The sequence below is a fragment of the Cupriavidus sp. FW306-1B-F12B genome, from assembly GCF_058781795.1.
This window is the reverse complement of record NZ_JBYSXC010000004.1, coordinates 166,225-186,743: the sequence shown is the minus strand read 5'-3', so window position 1 is coordinate 186,743 and position 20,519 is coordinate 166,225. Positions and strand designations below refer to the sequence as shown.

The following is a 20,519-nucleotide window of genomic DNA, read 5'->3' as shown; positions in this document are numbered from 1 at the left end:
CAACCATTGCATCGCCGCATCGGTGTGCAGCCTCTTCCTGATGGCTTGCCGCCTCAGCCCTGCATCAGCGGCGCCAGCAGGCGGCGCAGCAGCTTCTGCGCGGTGCCAGACAGCGAGGCGCGGCTCCAGCCGCTGTCGCTGCCGGTGGCCGACCACACCACTTCACCGCTGTTCACGTCCAGCAGCTGCAGCGAGATGCCGACCGCGGGCTCGCCGTCCACGCCCACCTTGTAGCGCCATTCCTGCACCGCGCCGGTCAGCGCGTAGCGGGCCTTCTCGGCACGCGCCCATTCCAGCGCCTTGCCCACGGCTTCGCGCTCGGCCGGCTCGAACAGCGTTTCCGGGTTGAGGCTGGCCGGATAACGCTTCAGGCTGGCCACGCCGCCGGTCTTCAGCAGGCTCTCGGCAATCGCCTCGGCGCGCAGGCCGGCCTGCGGCGTCTCGGTGTAGTTCACGATCGGCAGCACCGCGATGGTCTCGCCGCGGGCCAGCGCCGGCGCGCGGCCGACATCCGTCACCGCGCAAGCCGCCAGCCACAGTGCCGCGCCCAGCGCGCCGCACCATGCCGCCAGCCGCCTGGCCGCTGTCTTGCCCGTCATTGCCGTGGTTTGCTTGTTCATCTTCATCCCCTTTTCCATGTCCTGTTGTTACCCGATCCCTGCCATCCGCTGCCGCCGGCTCAGTACAGCCAGCGATAGCGCATTCCCAGTTCCGTCAGCGGCCTGCCACCGTTGCGCGCCGCGGTCTCGTGCGAGATATACAGCGCCAGGTGGTCATTGCCGAATACCGATCCGGCCACCCCGCCCTGCACGCGGAAGTTCTGCCGTGCGCGCGTGTCGCGCAGCAGCCCCACTTCACCGAACGGCCGCCACTTGCGTGTGTACTCGTCCAGCAGCTCAGTGCCGAAGCCGAACAGCACGCCGGCCTGCGTAAAGCCCTGCGGCATGTAGAACGCCGGCGTGGCTTCGTCGCCGACCGGCACCAGCGACGCCATGCGCGGCGTCAGGCTGCCGCCGTTGGCGCTGTAGTTGGCATGCGTGCCGACCACGCGCACGGTGTAGTCCGGATACGAGGTGCGGATCTTGTAGCCGGCCTCGACGTCATAGACCATGCCATGCCCGAGCGCGCTGCGGTCCTGCCCGCGGAAGCTGCTGTACTCGATGCGCGCGCCGACGAACTCGCGCAGGCCGAAGCGCCAGGTTGCGCCCAGCCCCACGACGTCCTTGGCCCCGCCCACGCGCAGCGGCGCCGATTCATCGGCCGGCTGGTTCAGCCCGGCCAGCGTGCTGAACTGCAGCCGGCCCTGCTGGTTCCACTCGCCGAAGAAGCGCGCGGTCGCCATTGTGTCCAGTCCCTCGCGGTAGCCTGCCGTGGCACGCCAGCGCTTGCTGTTGTCGCGATAGCCCAGCGACAGGTCGGCGCGCCGGTCGGACGACGGCACGTTCACCAGCTGCTGCGGATCGGTGCTGCGCTGGTCGCGCCAGGTGCCGCGCAGGTTCAGGTCATACCCGTCCCACAGGCGCACGCCGCCCGCGAGGCTGCCTTCGGTGTACTCCAGCGGCTTCTGGTGCATGAAGCTCACGCGCGGCTCGATCGCCTGGGCGTTGTAGAGCAGCGTCTCCTGCAGGGTGTCCTGCAGCGTGTCGTTGGAACGGGCCCGTTCCTGGGTCTCGAAGGCCAGCGTCTGCGCGCTGCTGATGCGGTCCAGGCGCTGGTTGGCCTCGATCTGGTTGGCCACCGGCACGCGGCCGGCCTGGCGCTCCAGGATGCGGTCAACGCTGTTCATGTCCTGCCGGTCCAGCGCGATCGCCACCTCGGCATAGGCCGGTCGCTGCAGCCGGTTGACGTACTGGCGGGCCAGCCAGCTTCGCGCCAGCTCGTTGGATTCCGCCGACATCGCCCATGCCAGCGCGGCATCGCGCCCGGCAGCGGACAGCGCGGCATCGCGGCGGGCCGCATTGCGTGCGACCTCCGCCGACGCGGGCTCGCGCAGCGGCGGCAGCCCGGCCACCTCGCCCAGCTGCGACGGCGCGCCCGCCTGCGGCGGCACCAGTTCGCGCGCCGCCGTGGAAGCGCGGTCCGCGCGCAGCATCTGGATCACCAGCGCGCGCGAGACCTCGCCCGAGGCAAAGATCTGCCCCAGCGCCACGGTCTGGCGGCGCAGGTCCGCGCGCGAAGGCGCGCCGGACTCGTTCTCGTACTCTTCGTCGCCGTCGGTGTTGTCGGGCCCCAGCCGGGCATAGCGCACCCCGCGCTGGGACCAGCCGTGATGCAGGTCGATCCAGGCCTGGCGGCGCACGCGCCAGGCCATGTCGGTCTGGCCGATGGCTTCATAGGCATCGGCCATCAGGCTGAGCCAGAGCGGGTCGGCGCTCTTGCCGTCGTTGAGCTTGCGCAGGTAGTGCATGGCCGCGCGCCCGTCCTGGAAACGCATATGGCCCGCGGCAAAGGCGCCCCACAGGTCGGGGTTGTCTTCCGCGTCGTCCTTGACGCGGCGCATCACCGCGCGCACCTCGGTATCGCTGCCCTGGTCGACCAGCATCCACAGCAGCGCCGCCAGCGTTTCGCTGTCGGCATCGCGCAGGCCCGCGGCGCGGCGCAGGTCGGCCAGGGCCTGGTCGCGCTGGCCGGTCACGCGGTAGTACTCCGCGCGCCGCATCAGGAAGCGGCTCGACTGCGCTGCCGCCTGGCGCTGCTCGGGCGTCATGTCCTGCAACAGGCGCCCGATACGCCGGTAGGCGTGGGCACGCGTGTAGTAGTACAGCGCCAGTTCCAGCGATTCCGGCTTGCCGCCGCGGCGCCAGTCGGCCTCGGCGATGCGCCCGGCGTCGATCGGGGTCTTGTCGTAGTAGGCGATCAGGTTGGAGAAATCCGCCTCCTGCGTGTCGCGGACTTCGTCCAGGCAGTCGTTGCGCGCCGGGCCCGCCGGCATCTCCATGCAGTGCTCGTCCTGTGTCTGCGCCGCCGCCAGCATCAGCTGGCGATAGCCGTCCTTGAGCAGGTCGTCGCGCTGGTTCAGCCGCGCCAGCTCGGTAAAGGTGCGCCAGTAGAGGATGTCATCCTTCCCGGCCGTGGCACGCGCCGGCAGCATGGCGTCCAGCGCCTGCGCCAGCTTGCCGCGCACATAGAGCAGGTTGGCGAGCTTCAGCGCATAGGCGGGGCGCGGGCCGAAGCGCTGCTGCAGCTGCGTATAGATCTGGAACGCGCGCTCGTCCTTGCCGGCGCGCTCGGCCAGGGCGGCGTGACGTTCCAAGATTTCGCGCGCCCTGGGGCCGTGGCTCAGGCCTTCGAGGAAGCGCATGGCCTCTTCCGGCTCGCCCAGGCGTTCGTAGGCGGCCACCACCTCGTCCACGGTCTTCAGGTCCGAGCCGCCCGCGCGGTGGCGCAGCGCGGCCAGGTAGGCGCGATCGTCGGACAGGCCCGGGGCGAGCCGCATCACTGCATCCCACGCGCGCTCGTCGTTGGTGGCGCGGGCATAGTCGAGCCAGCTCCTCAGGGCCACGGCCGGCTGGCGGTTCCATTCGGCCACCTGCGCCAGCCGTTCGCGCCAGATCGCCTCGCCCGGCAGCCGGCGCACCGCGGTCTCGGCCACGCGCTGCGCCTGGTCGAGCTTGCCGGCCGACAGGAACACGCGATAGGCGAGTTCGTAGTCGTCGGCGTTGAACGGCTTGTCGGCTGGCTCCGCCGGCGCCTGCGCGGGCGCAGCAGCTTGCGCCGCAATCTTGCGCGTACCCAGCTGGCCGGAAGCGGCCAGCGCTTCACGCAAGGCCAGGCCGCGCGGCCCGTCGAGGAAGACCAGGCCGCGCTCGGCCCACGGCTGGCTGGCGGCGATGCGCCGCGCCTCGGCCTGGCGTGCGGCCAGCGCCGCCGGGCCGGCATCGCGCGTGCGCGCCGAGACCTTCAGCAGCCGCTCGACATAGCGGCTGGCCTGCTCCGGCTTGTTGGCCGCCAGCGCCAGCTTCGTCAGGTAGCGCAGCACCTCCGGATCGTCCAGCAGCTTGCCGCCGTGGCGCTCGGCCTGCGCCAGCGCTTCGTCCAGCAGGTTGCCTGACTGCAGCGTCTGCACCGCCTTCAGGAACAGCGCGCGCCGCTCGGCCAGCGTGGTGGCGGCCGCCTGCTGCGCGAACAAGGCGTTGGCAGCGTTGCGATAGTCGCCGCCCGCGATCGCCATGTCGGCCAGCTGGCGGTTCCAGAAGGCCGCGTTGTTGCGGTCCTGGCTGGCCAGCGCCGCATAGAACTTGCGCATCGCGTCCTGGGCGCCGGCCTGGCGCGACTGTGTGGCCAGCGTTTGCAGGTCGGCCAGCCCCCAGCTGCGCGCGGCAGCCTGGTCCAGCAGGCTGCGCAGCTGCACCAGGTTCTGTTCGCGCTCGGGCGTATCCGGCAGCGCGGCCCAGGCGCGCTGCTGCGCGATCTCGATGCGCGTGCGCAGGATCTGGCCCGACAGGTCGGTGCCCTGCACCGCCTGCATGCGCGCCAGCATGGCCTGCGCCTCTTCCAGCCGGCCGGTGCGCGCGTATTGTTCGGCCAGCACGCCCATGAAACCGGGGTCGTCGGGCGTGACCTTCCACCAGGCTTCCAGGTAGGCCATGGTCAGCCCGTCGATGGTGCGGCCCTGGCCCAGCAGGCGCTCGCGCAGGGTCTCGCGCGGGAACATCAGCGCCAGGCCGATCCCCACCATCGCGGTGAAAGTCAGCACCAGCGCCGGCGGCAGCAGCCGCTCGCGCTCAACCGGCGCAGCGGACTTCGACTTGTTGCCTGGCATGGTTCGGATCGGTGACGGGTGCGGTATCCACGCGCAGCGTGTTGCGCTCGCGGACGGCCTGTACGGGCTTGCCATCGACGCTCACACGGCAGTTGCCGGCGTTGGCAAGACGGAAGAATGGCTTGAAATAGCCGCTGAAGGCGAAGCGCGTGACGCCATCGCGCTGCGACCAGTCGCGCACGATGCCGTTGGCTTCGGCCAGCTGCGGCGCGGCCGGGGCGGTGACTGTGTCGCGCACGGCGAAGCGCGCATCGCCGCCATCCAGGTGCAGGTAGACGCCGCCGCCCGGTGCCGGCGAGGTGCCGGTCACGCCATGCGCCGCGCCCACGTCAGGCATGCCGGCGCCGCTCCAGCGCAGGTTGCGCAGGTTGCCGTCGCCGCGCACGATCCATTCGGCACCGGTGCCGCCCGGCTGGCCATCGCCCACGTCCCGCGCCACGGCCATGTCCTGCCAGTCGAGCACCTTGCGCACGTAGTCGGTCGAGTGCAGCGGCAGCAGCGGCTGCGCCAGCACATAGTCATAGACCTTGCGCAGCGCCTTCAGCGACGCGGCCTTGGTGCCCGAATAGCTGTGGTAGTAGATGTTGACCGGCTTGAAGCGATAAGGCTTGTCGGTCAGCTCGTAGGTCTCGATCACGCGCTCGAAGCCATAGAACGGGCCGTGCCAGAGGTTGGTGTAGACGTTCTCGTTCTGGTTGGGCGCAAACACCTGGAAGGTGCCGCCGGGCTTGTTGATGCCCAGCGGCGCGATCGCGGTCCAGCTCGGGTTGCTGCGCGTGATCAGCGTATCGCCGCCGTTCATGTTGAGCACGCGCGCCTTCTCGGTGAGCCGCAGCGCCTCGGCCGGCGGCTGGCAGTCTCCCGACCACAGCAGCATGCTGACCGGCTTGCCGGCCGGCGCCAGCGTGCGGTTGATGTAGTCGATGGAGCCGCCGATCTCGCGGTTCAGGTCCATGCTGTAGCCGGGGATGCTCAGGTGGAAGGCCTCGTCGCCCTCGACCACGGCGGCGCCGCTGGATTGCGTTGGCTGCCCTGGCTGTGCCGGCACCGTGCGCGACCACTCGAACGGATGCGAGAAGGTATGGCTGGCCACCTCGACATAGGGCTGCGCGAAGATCTTGCGCGCGATCGGCTCAAGCTCGGCGCTCAGCCTGGGGTACATGCCGTCCTTGCTGACTTCGCCCTGGATCACCGACATCGTCATCGGCAGCCGGTAGCGGTCGAAGATCTCGCGGAACAGCACCTCGCCGGAGAAGCCGCCGCCGGGAATCTCGGCGCGCGAGGCAAAGCCGTCGCCGTCGATATGGATGGTCAGCAGGCGCCGGCCGTTCTCGGTGGTGACATCGGGCACGGGCATGGCGGGCAGGCGCAGCGCCTCGCGCAGGAAGTCCAGCGGCTGCACCACCCAGCGGCTCTGGCCGTTGCCGTTGCCGCTCTGGCGCACCGCGTACGGCCCCAGCACATAGCCGCCCCACGGCGTGATCGCGGCGGCGTCATAGGTCAGCGTGCCCGAACGCAGGCGCAGCAGCGAACGGTAGCCGGCGCCGTCCGGCACCTGGATCGCTTCGGCCTGGGTGCGGTCGGGCGCCACCGGCATCTCGAAGCCCATCATCCGGTCCTTGGCCAGCACCTCGACCGGGCCCGACACGCGGCCCTTGACTGCCTTCAGCCCGAAGCTGCGCGCCACCGCGCCGCTAACGCTGGTGCCGAAGTCGTTGAGGAACACCACCGGCATGCCCTGCGCCATGCGCGCCTGCACCCAGGCATGGAAGCGTCCCGGCTGCGCCGTGACATTGCCTGACAGGTACACCACCACGCCGGCGTAGCGGTCCGGCCCGATCTCGGGCAGGTCCTCGCTGGTCTCGGCGAAATCCACGCGATAGCCAAGGTAGTTGAGCGGCATCGAGACAAAGCGCACACCCTCAGAATCGTCGATCGACACCCCGGGGCGGCGCTCCTGCACCACCAGCACGCGCCGGGGCAGCACCTCGACCTTGCCGATGCCGACCGTCTGCAGCCCGGGATCGGCCACATAGGGCGTGATCCCCAGCGCGCGGATGCGCTGCGCGGTTTCGCGTGCGCAGCGGCGGTCAGCCGGCGGACAATAGTCGATCGAGATCACCGGCAGGCGGTATTGCTCGCGGATGGTGCGCGCCTGCGCCAGCAGCCAGTCGCGGTCAGCCTGCGCAACGTCGACATAGCGGCCCTGGGCCTGGTTCCAGCCGCGGAACAGCGACTCGAAGGCAACGGCATAGGCCAGGTCATGCACCTGCGGCAGGATCTCGAAGCCGCGGTTGAAGACCAGGCGCGCCTCGGGGTAGCGCGCCTTGATGGCGCGGATCACGCGCACCAGCCCCGCTTCCTGCCGTGCGCGCTCGGCGTCGGTCCTGGCGGCAAGCTGGTAGGAATCGAGGGTATCGAGGAAAAAGCCGCGGAAGCCGCGCTGCCACAGCGGCGCGATCACCTTGTCCACATAGAAGGCGGGCCAGCCGTCGGCTGCCTGGTCGATGACCGGCGCGTTCCAGGCGTCATTGCGCCCGACGAACCAGGCCTTGGGGATGTCCTTGAAGTAGGCGCGGCTCTCCAGCACCTCGCCGACGCTGACATAGGCAAACCAGGCCGTGGCCGGCGTCGCCGCCTGGCGCGGGTCGAAGCCGCTGTCGGGCTCGACCACGGCGATGTCGAAGGCTTGCAGAGCGTCAACCGGCGGCTTGGCGCCGTAGTGCAAGGCGATCGACGGCATGGATGGCGCCTGCGCCGCGGGCGCCGGCGCGGCCGCAGCCGTCGCCGCCCCGAGGGCCAGCGCCAGCGCGATGCCTTGCACCCGCTGCGCCATGCGCATCCCTACCCACCCCGATCGGAACGGCATGCGGCCGCCCCGGTTCCCTTGTGCTTCCTCCAGCTGCTTCACAGGCTTGCTTCCTCTTGTCTGCGCACGCCGGCAAGTGCCTCACGCACGACATTCTCTGAGGCGGTCGCTGCCGCCTTGTGTCCGACTGTGGATCTCAGAATCGGAAAAATCTGATGGTATCCGGAAACGAATGCTAGGACAGACGCATGGATCACATTGTCAACAATTGTCCCAACACTGAGACATTGAGCCGGCTCGCGCGTTAACGCGCCACCGTGCTGCGGGCGCGCGTCAGCCGCGCTTGCGGTACGGGCGTACGGCGGGCGCGGCTCGGCTCAAATGCAAACAACGGAAACAGTCCAGGCCCCGTGCGCGACGGGTGGTGACGCTGTCCGCAACCGAAATTCCGGACAGCTAGGTTTGAAACACCATGATGGATTCCCCGTTCAGAACTTTTATGTATGGGCCCGCATACAGTGGGCGCGCTCATGTATGTCTGTGCACGACGCGAGCGCGGCCACCGGCCTGGCCTTTATTGTCAGCATAATGATATATCCGGGCCGCGCCGGCTTCCCCCGAACGCGGTAGGGATTGGGCGCCGTAAGAATTTGTAAAAAAGATGGCACGCCCATGCACCGGACGAGAGCCATTATGCACGGCGGCGTGGCATCGCGCTCGCTGGCGGTGCACGCACAACCAAACCCACGATAAAAAAATCAGGGAATTCACTGAACTGAAGCCGAAGTAGAAAACGCTAATATCTCCTATCGGAACCTCTCATCATGATTAGGCGCTTAGCCTGATTGACACGCCGGGAAAATTCGGCAGAATGATTCCCACTTGTGCAGCGCCCATGCGGTGTGTCTTTTGGTGTTGTCGTTCCGTGACGTTTTCGGTTGTCACGACAGCGACATATCGAAGTCATCTGGAATGCGCTGGCGGGGAACATAAAAAGGATCCGCTGGGTGCGTTGCACACGGTGTATAACGAGCGTTTTCGCTCATTTTGAAATTCAAGGTTGAGATAGATATGGAAACCGGTACCGTTAAGTGGTTCAACGACGCCAAGGGCTTCGGCTTCATCACGCCGGATGAAGGCGGCAACGATCTGTTCGCGCACTTCTCCGCAATCGAAGGCAATGGCTTCAAGTCGTTGAAGGAAGGCCAGAAGGTACGCTACGTCAAGGCCATGGGCCAGAAGGGCGAGCAAGCCACCAAGATTCAGGCCCTCTGATACCGGTGGATGCCGGGCCGGTCCAGCGGACCGGCCGGAAGGAAAGCCCCGCAGCTTCGGCGCGGGGCTTTTTTATTGGCGCGCCGGCACCGGGGCCGCCGCTGCGGCAATCTTGCGACGGGTGAAATTGCTATAATCGGCCGACCCACAACCGCCCTCCCGCCAGTGGGCGCGCACGGATGCTGCGCGATCAGTGCGGGACGGTATGCAGCGTGTCGAGGAGTTACGTGGCCGGTACTCAAATCGCAACGCAAGACACCCCTGTCGCCGCCGACCACGGCAGCCAGGCGGGCCCGGCGGCCTCGGCCGGCAGTTCCTTCCATGCCGCGCTGCGCATCCTGCCGCCAGCGCAGCGCCAGGCCATGTTCGAGATCTATGCGTTCTGCCGCGCGGTCGACGACATCGCCGACGGCAACGCACCGCACGCCGAGCGCCTTGCCGCACTCGATGCCTGGCGCCACGACATCGCCGCCTGCTACACCGGCAATCCGCCTCGCGCCCTGCAGCCGCTGAGCGCGCAGATCCGCGCCTTCCACCTGCAGCAGCAGGATTTCCTTGCCGTGATCGACGGCATGACCATGGACGTGGTGCAGGACATCCGCGCCCCCGACGCGGCCACCCTCGACCTGTATTGCGATCGCGTCGCCAGCGCTGTCGGCCGGCTGGCGGTGCGCGTGTTCGGCCTGGAAGAAGCGTGCGGCATCGCGCTCGCGCACCACCTGGGCCGCGCGCTGCAGCTGACCAATATCCTGCGCGATATCGACGAAGACGCCGCCATCGGCCGGCTCTACCTGCCGGCAGAAGCGCTGGCCGCGGCCGGCATCGGCGCGGACACGCCCCAGGCCGTGGTGGCCCACCCCGCCGTCGGCCAGGCCTGCGCGGCCGTGGCGCGCGAGGCCCAGGCGCACTACGACCAGGCCTACGCCATCATGGCGCGCTGCCCGTCGCGGCAGGTGCGCTCGCCGCGCATCATGGCCGAGGTCTACCACCGCATCCTGGCGCGGCTGCGCACGCAGGGCTGGCGCGCGCCGCGCCGGCGCGTGCGCCTGCCGCGCGCCCAATTGCTCTGGATCTTGCTGCGCCACGCCATTGGCTGAGCGCTGCACCCGATGCATGCCGGGCGCGGCCGCGCCGTGCGCCGGCACAAGGAGTCTGCATGTCGATGAACGAGACCGCCTTTGCCACGGCAGTGCCACGGATCGCGGCGGCCAGCGCGGGCGACAGCCCCGCGCCGCGCGACACCGCGCAGGCATTGGAGCACGGCATCGGCCGCGCAATCGACGCGCTGCTGCATCAGCAGCGCCCCGACGGCCACTGGGTCTGCGAACTGGAAGCCGACGCCACCATTCCCGCCGAATACGTGCTGATGGTGCACTACCTCGGCGAAGCCCCGGACCTGGAGCTTGAAGCCCGCCTGGCCCGCTACCTGCGCCGCATCCAGAATCCCGATGGCGGCTGGCCGCTGTTCCATGAAGGCCGCTCCGACGTCAGCGCCAGCGTAAAGGCCTATTTCGCGCTGAAGATGGCCGGCGACGACCCCCAGGCCGCGCACATGCAGCGCGCGCGCCGGGCCGTCCACGCGCTGGGCGGCGCCGAGGCCAGCAATGTATTCACGCGCACGCTGCTGGCCCTGTATGGCGTGATGCCATGGTCGGCGGTGCCGATGATGCCGGTCGAGATCATGCTGCTGCCGCAGTGGTTTCCGTTCCACCTGTCCAAGGTCTCGTACTGGGCGCGCACGGTGATCGTGCCGCTGCTGGTGCTGAACAGCCTGCGCCCGCAGGCGCGCAACCCGCGCGGGGTCGGCATCAATGAGCTGTTCGTCGGCAACTGCCATACGGTGGGGCTGCCGCCGCGCGCGGCGCACCAGCACGCCGGCTGGTACACGGTGTTCCGCGGCCTGGACGCGCTGCTGCGCGTGACCGAGCCGCTCTTCCCGCGCACGCTGCGCCGGTGCGCCATTGCCGCGGCGCAGGCCTTCGTGCATGAGCGGCTCAACGGCGAGGACGGCCTGGGCGCCATCTTCCCGGCAATGGCCAACAGCGTGATGATGTTCGACGTGCTGGGCGTGCCGCCCGACGACCCGGCGCGCGCGCTGGCGCGGCAATCCGTCGAGCGGCTGCTGGTCGAGCACGGCGACGAAGCCTATTGCCAGCCGTGCCTGTCGCCGGTGTGGGATACAGCGCTGGCCGCGCACGCGCTGCTGGAAACCGGCGAGGCGCGCGCGACGGCCGCGGCCGGGCGCGGCCTGGACTGGCTCAGGCCGCTGCAGGTGCTGGACGTGCGCGGCGACTGGGCCGTGCGCCGCCCGCTGGTGCGCCCCGGCGGCTGGGCCTTCCAGTACGCCAATGCCTATTACCCGGACGTGGACGACACCGCCGTGGTGGCCGCCGCGATGAACCGCTACATGCGCGCCCACGATATGCCGGGCCGCTATGACGAAGCCGTGGCGCGCGCCGCCGAGTGGATCGTCGGCATGCAGGGCGGCGATGGCGGCTGGGGCGCGTTCGAGCCCGAGAACACGCATCTCTACCTGAACAACATCCCCTTTGCCGACCATGGCGCGCTGCTGGACCCGCCCACCGCGGACGTGTCCGCGCGCTGCCTGTCGATGCTGTGCCAGATCGGCGCCACGCCGGGCAAGAGCGAACCCGCCGCGCGCGCGCTGCGCTACCTGCTGGCCGAGCAGATGCCCGACGGCAGCTGGTTCGGCCGCTGGGGCACCAACTATATCTATGGCAGCTGGAGCGCGCTGTGCGCGCTGAACGCGGCGGGCCTGGCACCGGAAGCCCCCGAGATGCGCCGCGCCGTGGCGTGGCTCGAGCAGATCCAGAACGCCGACGGCGGCTGGGGCGAGGACGGCAGCAGCTACCGGCTCGACTACCGCGGCTACGAGCCCGCGCCCAGCGTGGCCTCGCAGACCGCGTGGGCGCTGCTGGCGCTGATGGCAGCCGGCGCCGCGCAGCACGCCGCGGTGGCGCGCGGCATCGACTACCTGCTGCGCACGCAGCAATCCGGCGGCCTGTGGCATGAGCCACGCTTCACCGCGGTGGGCTTTCCGCGCGTGTTCTACCTGCGCTATCACGGCTATGCGCGCTACTTCCCGCTGTGGGCGCTGGCGCGCTACCGCAACCTGCAGCGCGGCGGCGCGCACCAGGTGTCGTGGGGGCTGTGACGGCACCTTTCGTGCTGGTCGTCACCGGCATGGCGTTCGAGGCGCGCATCGCCGCCGGCCCGCATTGCCGCGTGGTGCACGGCCTGCGCGGACTTGCACTGGAACAAGGCGTTTCCGCGATGGCAAGCCGGCACTGCATGGGTATCCTCAGCTTTGGCGTGGCGGGCGGGCTGGATCCCGCGCTGGCGCCGGGCGCCCTCGTGCTGGCGGACTCGGTGTGCGCGGCCGTCGAACGCTACGACACCGACATGACCTGGACCCGGGCGATGCACGCGGCGCTGCCGCATGCCAGGGTCGGGATACTTGCCGGCGCGGACCAGCCGGTGCTTTCGGTCGCCGCCAAGCAGATGCTGCACCGGGCCACGGGGGCGCTCTGCGTCGACATGGAATCGCACCTCGCCGCGCGCATGGCGGCGGCTTGCCGGCTGCCGTTCGCGGCCTGCCGCGTGGTGATCGACCCGGCCAGCCGCGCGGTCCCAGCTGCCGCGGCGGCGGGCATGGGTGAAGATGGCAAGACCGATGTGGGCGCGGTGCTGGGCGGGCTCTTGCGGGCGCCGTGGGAACTGCCGGCGCTGATGCGGCTGGCGGGCGATGCCGCGGCCGCGCGCGGCGCGCTGCGGGCGGCCCGGCTGGCGCTGGGGGACGAATACGGCTTGCGCGATGTGCGGACGCAGCAAGCTGACACCTGAACTGGCCGATGAAATGCTCCCTCTCCCGCAGGCGGGAGAAGGGAGCAAACAAGCAGGCCGCTAAACTCCAACGGCAACCGGTAGCCTGCCCCTCACCCAAACTTCCTCACCGCATCCAGCGCCAGCCCGCTGCCGATGCTGCCGAACCGGTCCCCTTCCACGCAACGCGCTTGCGGCAACAGCGCCGCCAGCCGCTGCCGCAGCAGCGGCACGCTGCTGGAGCCGCCGGTGAAAAAGATGGTATCGACCGCGGCGCCATCCACGCCGGCATCCACCAGCAGCTTCTGCACGGTCTGCTCGGTCTTCACCACCAGCTTGTCGATCGACGCATCGAACTCGTCGCGCGTGATGGTCAGCGTCAGCCCCTGCTCCAGCCGGTGCAGGTCCACGTCGGTGCTGCCGGCGTCGGACAAGGCGATCTTGGCGGCTTCCACCTGGATCGCCAGCCAGTGCCCGGCGCGCTCGCGGATCAGCCGCACCAGGCGGTCGAGCTTCACCGTATCGGCCGCGTCGCGGTAGTTGTCCATCACCAGCGACCACGCCTTGCGCGTATAGACCAGGTTGATGGTGTGCCAGCTGGCCAGGTCGAAATACTGGCTGGACGGCATCGCCTTGCCGTTGCGCAGCGCGCTGCCCAGGCCCAGCAGCGGCATTGCGCGCGCCAGGCTGAGCGCGCGGTCGAAGTCGGTGCCGCCGATATGCACGCCGCCATTGGCCAGGATGTCGTCGCGCCGGTCGCTGCGCGCGGCGCGCTCGGGCGACAGGCGCACCAGCGAGAAGTCCGAGGTGCCGCCGCCGATGTCGGCCACCAGCACCAGTTCCTCACCCGTGATCCGGGCCTCGTAGTCGAAGGCCGCGGCGATCGGCTCGTACTGGAACGCGATCTCGCCGAAACCCGCGTCGCGCGCGATCTCGGCCAGGGTGTCTTCGGCGAGCTGGTCGGCGGCCGGGTTCTCGTCGATGAAGAATACCGGGCGGCCCAGCACGGCGCGCGAAAACTCCGTGCCGGCGGCCTGCTCGGCACGCGTCTTCAGCTCGCGGATGAAGTGCGCCAGCAGCTTGCGGAACGGCATCGCCTGGCCCATCACCTCGGTGCTGTCGTCCATCATCGAGGTGCCCAGCAGGCTCTTGAGCGAACGCATCAGCCGGCCTTCATAGCCGGCCAGGTAATCGCCCAGCGCGGCGCGGCCATAGCTGACCAGCGGATCCTCCGCGTGGAAGAAGATCACCGAGGGCAGCGTCACCTTGCCGTCCTCCAGCGGCAGCAGCGCCGCCGGCCGCGCCGGATGGCTCCAGCCGACCGTTGAGTTGGACGTGCCGAAGTCCAGGCCGCATGCGTTTGACATCATTGATTCCGTTTCCTGCAAGACACCACTAAAAAGGCCCGCGCGCCAGCAGGCCGCGCGGACGGGGCGCCATTGTATGGCAGGTGCCGGCCAGGCGCCCGGCTTGACACGCCCAAACGCGGCTCCTATCCTCCGCATGTTCTCTGTTAAAGATCATCATTCTGTTGTACAGAACATGAAAAAGCCCCTGCGCCATATCCGCGTGCTCGACCTGACCAATGTGCTGGCCGGGCCGTTCTGCTGCCACCAGCTTGCCCACCTGGGCGCCGAAGTCATCAAGGTGGAAACCCCCGGCACCGGCGACCTGGCCCGGCAGCTGGGCGCCGATGCCGAGCTGAACCAGCGCCTGATGGGCGTGTCGTTCCTGGCCCAGAACCCAGGCAAGCAGTCGGTCACCCTCAACCTGAAGCACGCGCGCGGCAAGGAGGTGTTCCGCAAGCTGGTGCAAAGCGCCGACGTGCTGGTGGAGAACTTCCGCCCCGGCGTGATGGACCGGCTCGGGCTGGGCTACGAGACCCTGAAGCAGGACAACCCGCGCCTGATCTACTGCGCGATCTCGGGCTTTGGCCAGGACGGGCCGCTGGCCGGGCTGCCGGCCTATGACCAGATCATCCAGGGCATGGCCGGCGTGATGAGCATTACCGGCGATGCGCAGAGCGCACCGTTGCGGGTCGGCTATCCGGTCTCGGACACCATCGGCGGGCTGACCGCGGCGCTGGCGGTGGCGGCGGCGCTGGCGGACCACCAGCGCACCGAAGGCTATTTCATCGACGTATCGATGCTGGAAGCCACGCTGGCCACCATGGGCTGGGTGGTGTCCAACCACCTGATCGCCGGCAAGGTGCCGGCGCCGATGGGCAACGAGAACATGACCGCCAGCCCTTCGGGCACTTTCCGCACCGCGGACGGGCTGCTCAATATCGCCGCCAACAAGCAGGAACAGTTTGAAGCCGTGTGCCGCGTGCTGGGCCGCCCCGAGCTGGCCGCCGACCCGCGCTTCGCGCAGCGCCAGGCGCGCCTGGCCAACCGGGGCGAACTGACACAGGCGCTGGAAGCGGAACTGGCGAAGAAGCCGGCCACCGAATGGTGGCCGCTGCTGACCGACGCCGGCGTGCCCGCCGGCCCGGTGCTGGACGTGCCGCAGTCGCTGGCGCATCCGCAGGTGCGCGAGCGCGGCATGATCGGCGAGTTTGCCGATGCGCCCGGCGTGGGCCGCGATATCCGCGTGGTGCGCACTGGCTTCAAGCTCAACCGCGAGGCCCCGGCCGTGGACACGCCGCCGCCGGAGCTGGGCCAGCATACGCGGCAGGTGCTGGCCAGCCTTGGCTACAGCGATACGGACATCGACCAACTGAGCGAGGAGCGCGCGATATGAGCGGCATCGAAACCAGCGGCCAGCCCCGGGATGACGCCATGGACCCGGGCCAGCGCCTGTCGCAGGACTGGTGGCGCACCGGCATCATCGACATGCGCCCGGGCGAGATCCGCTACCGCGGCTACCCGATCGAACAACTGATCGGCCGGGTCTCGTTTGCGCAGATGATCTGGCTGATGCTGCGCGGCGAGCTGCCCGGCCCCGGCCAGGGCGAGCTGCTGGACGTGGCGCTGATGGCCGCGGTCGACCACGGCCCGCAGGCGCCCAGCATTGCCATCGCGCGCATGGCGGCCACCTGCGGCGTGGGGCTGAACAACGCCATGGCTTCCGCCGTCAACGTGCTGGGCGACGTGCATGGCGGCGCCGGCGAACAGGCGGTGGCGCTGTACCAGGACGTGGCGCAGCGGCTGGATGCGGGCGGCGCCATGGACGACGCCGTCACCGCCGCGCTGCGGCACTACCGCGACCTGCACGGCAAGTTCATTGCCGGCTTTGGCCACCGTTTCCACCCGGTCGACCCGCGTGCGCCGCGGCTGCTGGCGCTGGTCGACCAGGCCGCGGCCGACGGCGTGGTCAGCGGGTGCTACGCGGGGATCGCGCGCGCGGTCGAGGCGGCGCTGGGTGCCGGCCGCGGCAAGCCCATCCCGATGAATATCGATGGCGCCACCGCGGTGATCTATGCCGAGCTGGGCTTTGCCGCACCGCTGGCGCGGGGGCTGTTCTGCCTGTCGCGCTCGGTCGGCATCCTGGCGCATGCCTGGGAGCAGACCTGCGAGGGCGGGCGCAACAAGGGCCCGATGCCGCGCCAGTTCCTGTGGACCTATGACGGTGCGCCGCAGCGCGACGTGCCGGAGCCTGGCCGGCAGGCATAACCGGTTCAGCCGGCCAGGTCGGGCTCTGGCTCCAGCAGCGGCGCCGGCGATGCACTCGCGGCCGCCGGCGCCGCCATGGACGAGGCCAGCACGTAGCGGTCGCGCCCATGTTCCTTGGCGTGGTAGAGGGCGCGGTCGGCATCGGCAAACAGCAGGCGCCACAGCGCTTCCTTGCTGCCCGGGCCGCCGCGCAGCTGCGCCACGCCAATGCTGACGCTGGCATGGCCGCGCCCGGCGGGCAGTTCAATCGCGCGCACCTTGCGCAGGATGCGGTTGGCCAGCGCCGAGGCCTGCTGCTCGTCGGTATGCGGGCACAGGATGCAGAACTCTTCGCCACCGTAGCGCCCGGCCACGTCCGAGGCGCGGCGCGAGTTGTCCAGCGCATGCGCGACTTCGCGCAGCACGGCGTCGCCGGCGTGATGGCCGAAGGTATCGTTGACCTGCTTGAAATAATCGATGTCGATCACCAGGCAGGACAGCGCCTGCCCGTCGCGCTGCCAGCGCGCCACCAGCGACAGTGCCGACATCTCCAGCGCCCCGCGGTTGAGCAGCCCGGTCAGGGCATCCACGCGCGCGCCGCTTTCGTTGTGCGCGACGATCTGCTCCATCGCCATCACGGTAAAGCCGAACAGGCCCAGCAGCGTGGCCATCAGCGGCGCCAGCAGCCAGGCCGAGCCGGCCGGGCCGGCAAAGAACAGCGTCAGCGGCGCGGCGCCCGCACCGCCCGCCACGGGCAGGTTCATGGCATGGCTGAAGCCGGCCAGCTGCGTGGCCAGATGCACCAGGCTGGCCACCAGCACCAGCGGCGCGCCGATGCTGCGGCGCCCGCGCCCGGCACGCGCCAGCGTGGCAAAGGTGGCCAGCGAGACCAGCGCCAGCAGGCCGTAGACGATGCGCAGCACCACCTGCTGCCCGTCGGGCATGCCGCTGGTGGCCGCGATCAGGCCAAGCCCGATCACACCCGCGGCGGCCAGCGCCGCGGGATGGGCCGGCACGCCGTAATAGACCCGCACGCCGCGGTAGATCAGCAGCCAGCCAGCCACGAACGCCAACGCTCCCAGCGTGCCCAGCTGGCCGGTGCCGCTGGCCGCGCTGATGGCCAGCGCCAGGCCCGCGGCCGACACCAGCACGTGCCCGAACGCCCACAGCCGCCCCGCCTCGCTCGCGCGCAGCGCGAACACCAGCCCCGCCGCAATAATCAGCGTGCTGCAAAAAAACACCATCATCACCACCGCAATGGTCTGCTGGTCCAGGTGCACGGGGATTTCCTCAAGGATGCCGTCTGCCGCGCCGTCATATCGAGCGGCGGGCATCGGGCCACAGGGGCGCGATGCAGGCATCTCTCGCACTTGTTTTCACAAAATGTGACGTGCGTTGTTTTCAATGCCAGCCGCATGATAGCCCGCGCATGCAGGCCCGTGGCACCCCCGACAAGCCGGGTCGGGCCGGCGGCACACACAAGCCCGGCGGCTCAGCCCGCGGGGGCGTTGTCCGCAATGCTGTCCGGAAAGGAGCCGCCCAGCGCTTGGGTCAGCGCGCGCGCCGCATGCAGCACATCGACGCGGAAGCCTTCACGGTAGCGCGAGGCCGGGCAGGTCAGCGTCAGCGCGCCGCACAGCACATCGCCGGGACCGAACACCGGCGCCGACACCCCGGCAAGATCGGGGCTGCGGTCGCCCACCAGTGCCGCCACGCCCTCGTGCCGGATGCGCTCGTAGAGCGTGCCGGACTCGCCGGCAAAGGCGCGCAGCACGCGCGCGCCGGCGCCCCGGTCGCGCGGCAGCAGTTCGCCGGCGCGGACATGGTCGCGCACCGGCTGCGGCGAATCGACGCGGTACAGGCACAGCCGGTGCTCGCCCTGCTCGACATGGAAGGCCGCGCTTTCACGCGTGATGCGCACCAGCTCGCGCAGCGCCGGCATCACCACCGCCTCCAATGAGAACGACGCGGCGTAGACGGCATTGAGCCGCGCCACCTCGGGGCCCAGGCCATAGCGCCCGTCGGACTGGCGCCGCACTAGCCCGGCGTGCTCAAGCGACGCCAGCAAGCGCAGCAGCGTGCTCTTGTACAGGCCGCTGCGCTGCGCCAGCTCGGCCAGCCCCAGCGCGGTATCGCCGAGACGGAACACCGACAGCACGAACAGCGCCCGGTCCACGGCGATGGCGCCGCCCGCGGCGGCGTGCTTGTCGGCTTCTGAAACCTGTGCGGCTTTGCGTGGCATGGCTGACGGCGGCGATCCTGGTTGGACCGGATGACGGAACGATGCGCCAACGTATAGAACGCACCCCCGCTTGTCAATCCGCCCTGCCGCGTGTCAATGGCCCGGCACACGTCCGGCGAGGTCGCGCAACAGATGCCGCATGCATTCGCGTATCCGGCCGGCGCGCTGGCGTTTTTCTGCAACACCGTGGCCGGCACCTGCCGCCGCCCGGGGCGCCGCCAAAGCGCCTTCGCCGCCCCCTCGGCTACCGCATGCGCCACATTGCTTGCGCGTACTCGCCACTCCCCGGTTTGCAAGCGGAATTAGAGGGAAAGTTACCTGCTTTTGATTCAGCAGCCGCTGCACGGGGTGGATAAAATCATGTGTTGCTGACCTTCGCGCAATCCCTGCGCTGCTTTCCGTACCCTCGCTGCAATGTCTCACCGCCGTGCTTTTCCCGACCCTGGTATGACCGTTCCCGCTCTCTCGCTTGGCGCCATCCTGGATGACCTGCGTAGTGCCCCGCGCCCGCTGACTTCCGCGGAGTACACATACCTGGCCCAGCTGCGGCAGCGTATCGTCACCGGCGACGCAGACCTCTGGACCACGCTCGAGACCGCGGGCGTGCCATGCAGGGAACGCCGCCTGTCGCCCGAGGTGGTGCAGGCACTGACCGCGATCGGCCATTTGCCGATGCACTGAGCCCGGCGCGCGCCACCCCACATTGCAGAAATTTCCCCGGATCATTTCGAAAAACCGCACCCTCCAGCCTGCCTGCGTCCCGCTACGATCGATTTCCTTTCGATTCGCCGGGCACCGTGCTTTCAGTCAACTGCCAAGCATGCCCCGGCCACGGCCCAGCCATGGCTTACCCATCCAGCAACCGGCGCGTCAGCTTCCTGTCGTTGCGCGCCTATGTCGCAGTGATGCAGCACCGTGATGCCGTCCGCGCCGCGCAAGCGCTGCGCATCCATCCGCAAAGGCTGCACTACCACATCCGCGGCCTCGAGGCCGCGCTCGGCAAGCCGCTGTTCAGGACTTGCAGCCCGGACTGGCTGCCGACATCCACGGGCGTGACCGCACTGCCCAAGGTCGTCGCCATGCTGGCCATCTGGGATCAGATCGAGGCCGGCATCCGTGCCAGCCGGCGTGCCGCGGCGGCCCGGGAACCCGAGCCCGGCGCCATTGCACGCCACGGCGCCGCATTCTGGGTGCGGCAGGCGACGATATAGCGTCAGGCCAGCCGTTCGCAGCAATAGGCCTCGGTGCGATAAGGGAAGGCAACCTCGGCACGGCCCGCCAGCGCGGGATGTCCGTCGATGACCGCCTCCAGCCGTGCGCGCACGCGGGCCTGCTCCGCCGCCGGCAGCGCGGCAATGAAGCTCACCGACATCACCCGGTCCACGATCACCTGCTGCGGCGCCCCCACATGCGTGTAGGGCAGGCGCTGCAGCGCCAGCGGCCCGAAGCCCCCGGCGGGAAAGACCCGCTTCCATTCGCCCTTGTAGAAGCGCGGCGCGTCGCCTTCGTACGGCGTCATGATGGCCGTCAGCTGCGCCACCCAGTCCACGCTTTCATCGCGCACGTTCCATACCAGCCCGAGCCGGCCGCCAGGGCGCAGCACGCGGCCGATTTCCGCCATCGCGCCCGCATTGGCAAACCAGTGGAAGGCCTGCGCGCAGACCACGGCATCGACGCTGGCATCGGCCAGCGGAATGGCCTCGGCACTGCCTTCCAGCGCCTGCACCGACGGCAGCGCCACGGCCAGCTGAGCGCGCATCTGCGCCACCGGTTCGACCGCGATCACCGTCGCCCCGGTCTCCCCCAGCCGGCGCGTGAACTTGCCGGTGCCAGCGCCCAGGTCCAGCACGGCGCGGCCTGCGCGCAGGCCCAGCGTGCCGCGCAGCCAGGCGTCGATTTCAGCGGGATATTCGGGGCGTCCGCGCGCGTAAGTATCGGCCTGGCTGGCGAATCCCTGTGCGGCGGCCTGATGGATGGCGATCATGGGCGGGCTCC

General features: G+C 69.6%; 15 protein-coding genes. 8 read left to right on the top strand and 7 right to left on the bottom strand.

All coding sequences use genetic code 11. The annotated features are described in order from the left end of the window. Positions 1-53 precede the first annotated feature (53 nt). The 3 genes from AC3WLE_RS09055 to AC3WLE_RS09045 are packed head-to-tail and all read right to left on the bottom strand — an operon-like array spanning position 54 to position 7,631. On the bottom strand, positions 54-620 hold the full coding sequence (locus tag AC3WLE_RS09055; protein WP_492318446.1) for a penicillin-binding protein activator LpoB: 567 nt from the start codon (positions 618-620) through the stop codon (positions 54-56). A gap of 59 nt (positions 621-679) precedes the next feature. Next, positions 680-4,762, bottom strand: a complete 4,083-nt coding sequence (locus AC3WLE_RS09050) for a tetratricopeptide repeat protein (protein WP_492357437.1) — start codon at positions 4,760-4,762, stop codon at positions 680-682. Continuing rightward, complete coding sequence (locus AC3WLE_RS09045) at positions 4,725-7,631, bottom strand: bifunctional glycoside hydrolase/polysaccharide deacetylase family protein (protein ID WP_492318444.1); 2,907 nt, start codon at positions 7,629-7,631, stop codon at positions 4,725-4,727. The genes AC3WLE_RS09050 and AC3WLE_RS09045 overlap by 38 nt, the downstream gene beginning before the upstream one ends. Before the next feature lie 1,011 nt (positions 7,632-8,642). On the opposite strand from AC3WLE_RS09045, the gene AC3WLE_RS09040 reads away from it, so the two are divergent. The 4 genes from AC3WLE_RS09040 to AC3WLE_RS09025 all read left to right on the top strand — a co-directional run bounded on the left by AC3WLE_RS09040 (position 8,643) and on the right by AC3WLE_RS09025 (position 12,710). Further along, on the top strand, positions 8,643-8,846 hold the full coding sequence (locus AC3WLE_RS09040; protein ID WP_010810931.1) for a cold-shock protein: 204 nt from the start codon (positions 8,643-8,645) through the stop codon (positions 8,844-8,846). A gap of 227 nt (positions 8,847-9,073) precedes the next feature. Then, complete coding sequence (gene hpnD / locus AC3WLE_RS09035; protein ID WP_492357436.1) at positions 9,074-9,943, top strand: presqualene diphosphate synthase HpnD; 870 nt, start codon at positions 9,074-9,076, stop codon at positions 9,941-9,943. A gap of 59 nt (positions 9,944-10,002) precedes the next feature. Next, positions 10,003-12,021: a squalene--hopene cyclase gene (gene shc / locus AC3WLE_RS09030; protein ID WP_492357435.1), complete on the top strand. Its 2,019-nt coding sequence runs from the start codon at positions 10,003-10,005 to the stop codon at positions 12,019-12,021. After that, positions 12,018-12,710 (top strand): phosphorylase, encoded by a 693-nt coding sequence (locus AC3WLE_RS09025; protein WP_492318441.1) that lies wholly within the window; start codon positions 12,018-12,020, stop codon positions 12,708-12,710. Before shc ends, AC3WLE_RS09025 begins: the two co-directional genes overlap by 4 nt. Before the next feature lie 92 nt (positions 12,711-12,802). On the opposite strand, the gene AC3WLE_RS09020 is transcribed toward AC3WLE_RS09025, so the two are convergent. Further along, positions 12,803-14,059 (bottom strand): Hsp70 family protein, encoded by a 1,257-nt coding sequence (locus tag AC3WLE_RS09020; protein ID WP_492318440.1) that lies wholly within the window; start codon positions 14,057-14,059, stop codon positions 12,803-12,805. A 172-nt stretch (positions 14,060-14,231) separates the two neighbouring features. Between AC3WLE_RS09020 and AC3WLE_RS09015 the strand changes: the two genes are divergently transcribed. Together AC3WLE_RS09015 and AC3WLE_RS09010 are read left to right on the top strand one after the other, a co-directional pair. Beyond that, the gene (locus AC3WLE_RS09015; protein WP_492318439.1) at positions 14,232-15,431 is read left to right on the top strand and encodes a CaiB/BaiF CoA transferase family protein; all 1,200 of its coding nucleotides are present in this window, start codon (positions 14,232-14,234) and stop codon (positions 15,429-15,431) included. Next, positions 15,428-16,303 carry a citryl-CoA lyase gene (locus AC3WLE_RS09010; protein ID WP_492357434.1) on the top strand — a complete coding sequence of 292 codons (876 nt, stop codon included), beginning with the start codon at positions 15,428-15,430 and terminating at the stop codon, positions 16,301-16,303. The genes AC3WLE_RS09015 and AC3WLE_RS09010 overlap by 4 nt, the downstream gene beginning before the upstream one ends. A gap of 5 nt (positions 16,304-16,308) precedes the next feature. Here AC3WLE_RS09010 and AC3WLE_RS09005 read toward each other — a convergent pair whose 3' ends face one another. Next, complete coding sequence (locus AC3WLE_RS09005) at positions 16,309-17,562, bottom strand: GGDEF domain-containing protein (protein WP_454751066.1); 1,254 nt, start codon at positions 17,560-17,562, stop codon at positions 16,309-16,311. A gap of 212 nt (positions 17,563-17,774) precedes the next feature. Next, complete coding sequence (locus tag AC3WLE_RS09000) at positions 17,775-18,524, bottom strand: IclR family transcriptional regulator (protein ID WP_492357433.1); 750 nt, start codon at positions 18,522-18,524, stop codon at positions 17,775-17,777. Between the two features lie 447 nt (positions 18,525-18,971). Here AC3WLE_RS09000 and AC3WLE_RS08995 point away from each other — a divergent pair, with 447 nt between their 5' ends. Further along, positions 18,972-19,205, top strand: coding sequence for an IclR family transcriptional regulator (locus AC3WLE_RS08995; protein WP_492318436.1), 234 nt, complete (start codon positions 18,972-18,974; stop codon positions 19,203-19,205). Positions 19,206-19,366: 161 nt separating this feature from the next. Further along, positions 19,367-19,735: a helix-turn-helix domain-containing protein gene (locus tag AC3WLE_RS08990; RefSeq protein WP_492318435.1), complete on the top strand. Its 369-nt coding sequence runs from the start codon at positions 19,367-19,369 to the stop codon at positions 19,733-19,735. 2 nt (positions 19,736-19,737) lie between these two features. Here the strand turns inward: AC3WLE_RS08990 and AC3WLE_RS08985 are convergent, their stop codons facing one another. Beyond that, positions 19,738-20,508 (bottom strand): class I SAM-dependent methyltransferase, encoded by a 771-nt coding sequence (locus tag AC3WLE_RS08985; RefSeq protein ID WP_492357432.1) that lies wholly within the window; start codon positions 20,506-20,508, stop codon positions 19,738-19,740. Between the last annotated feature and the right edge of the window lie 11 nt (positions 20,509-20,519).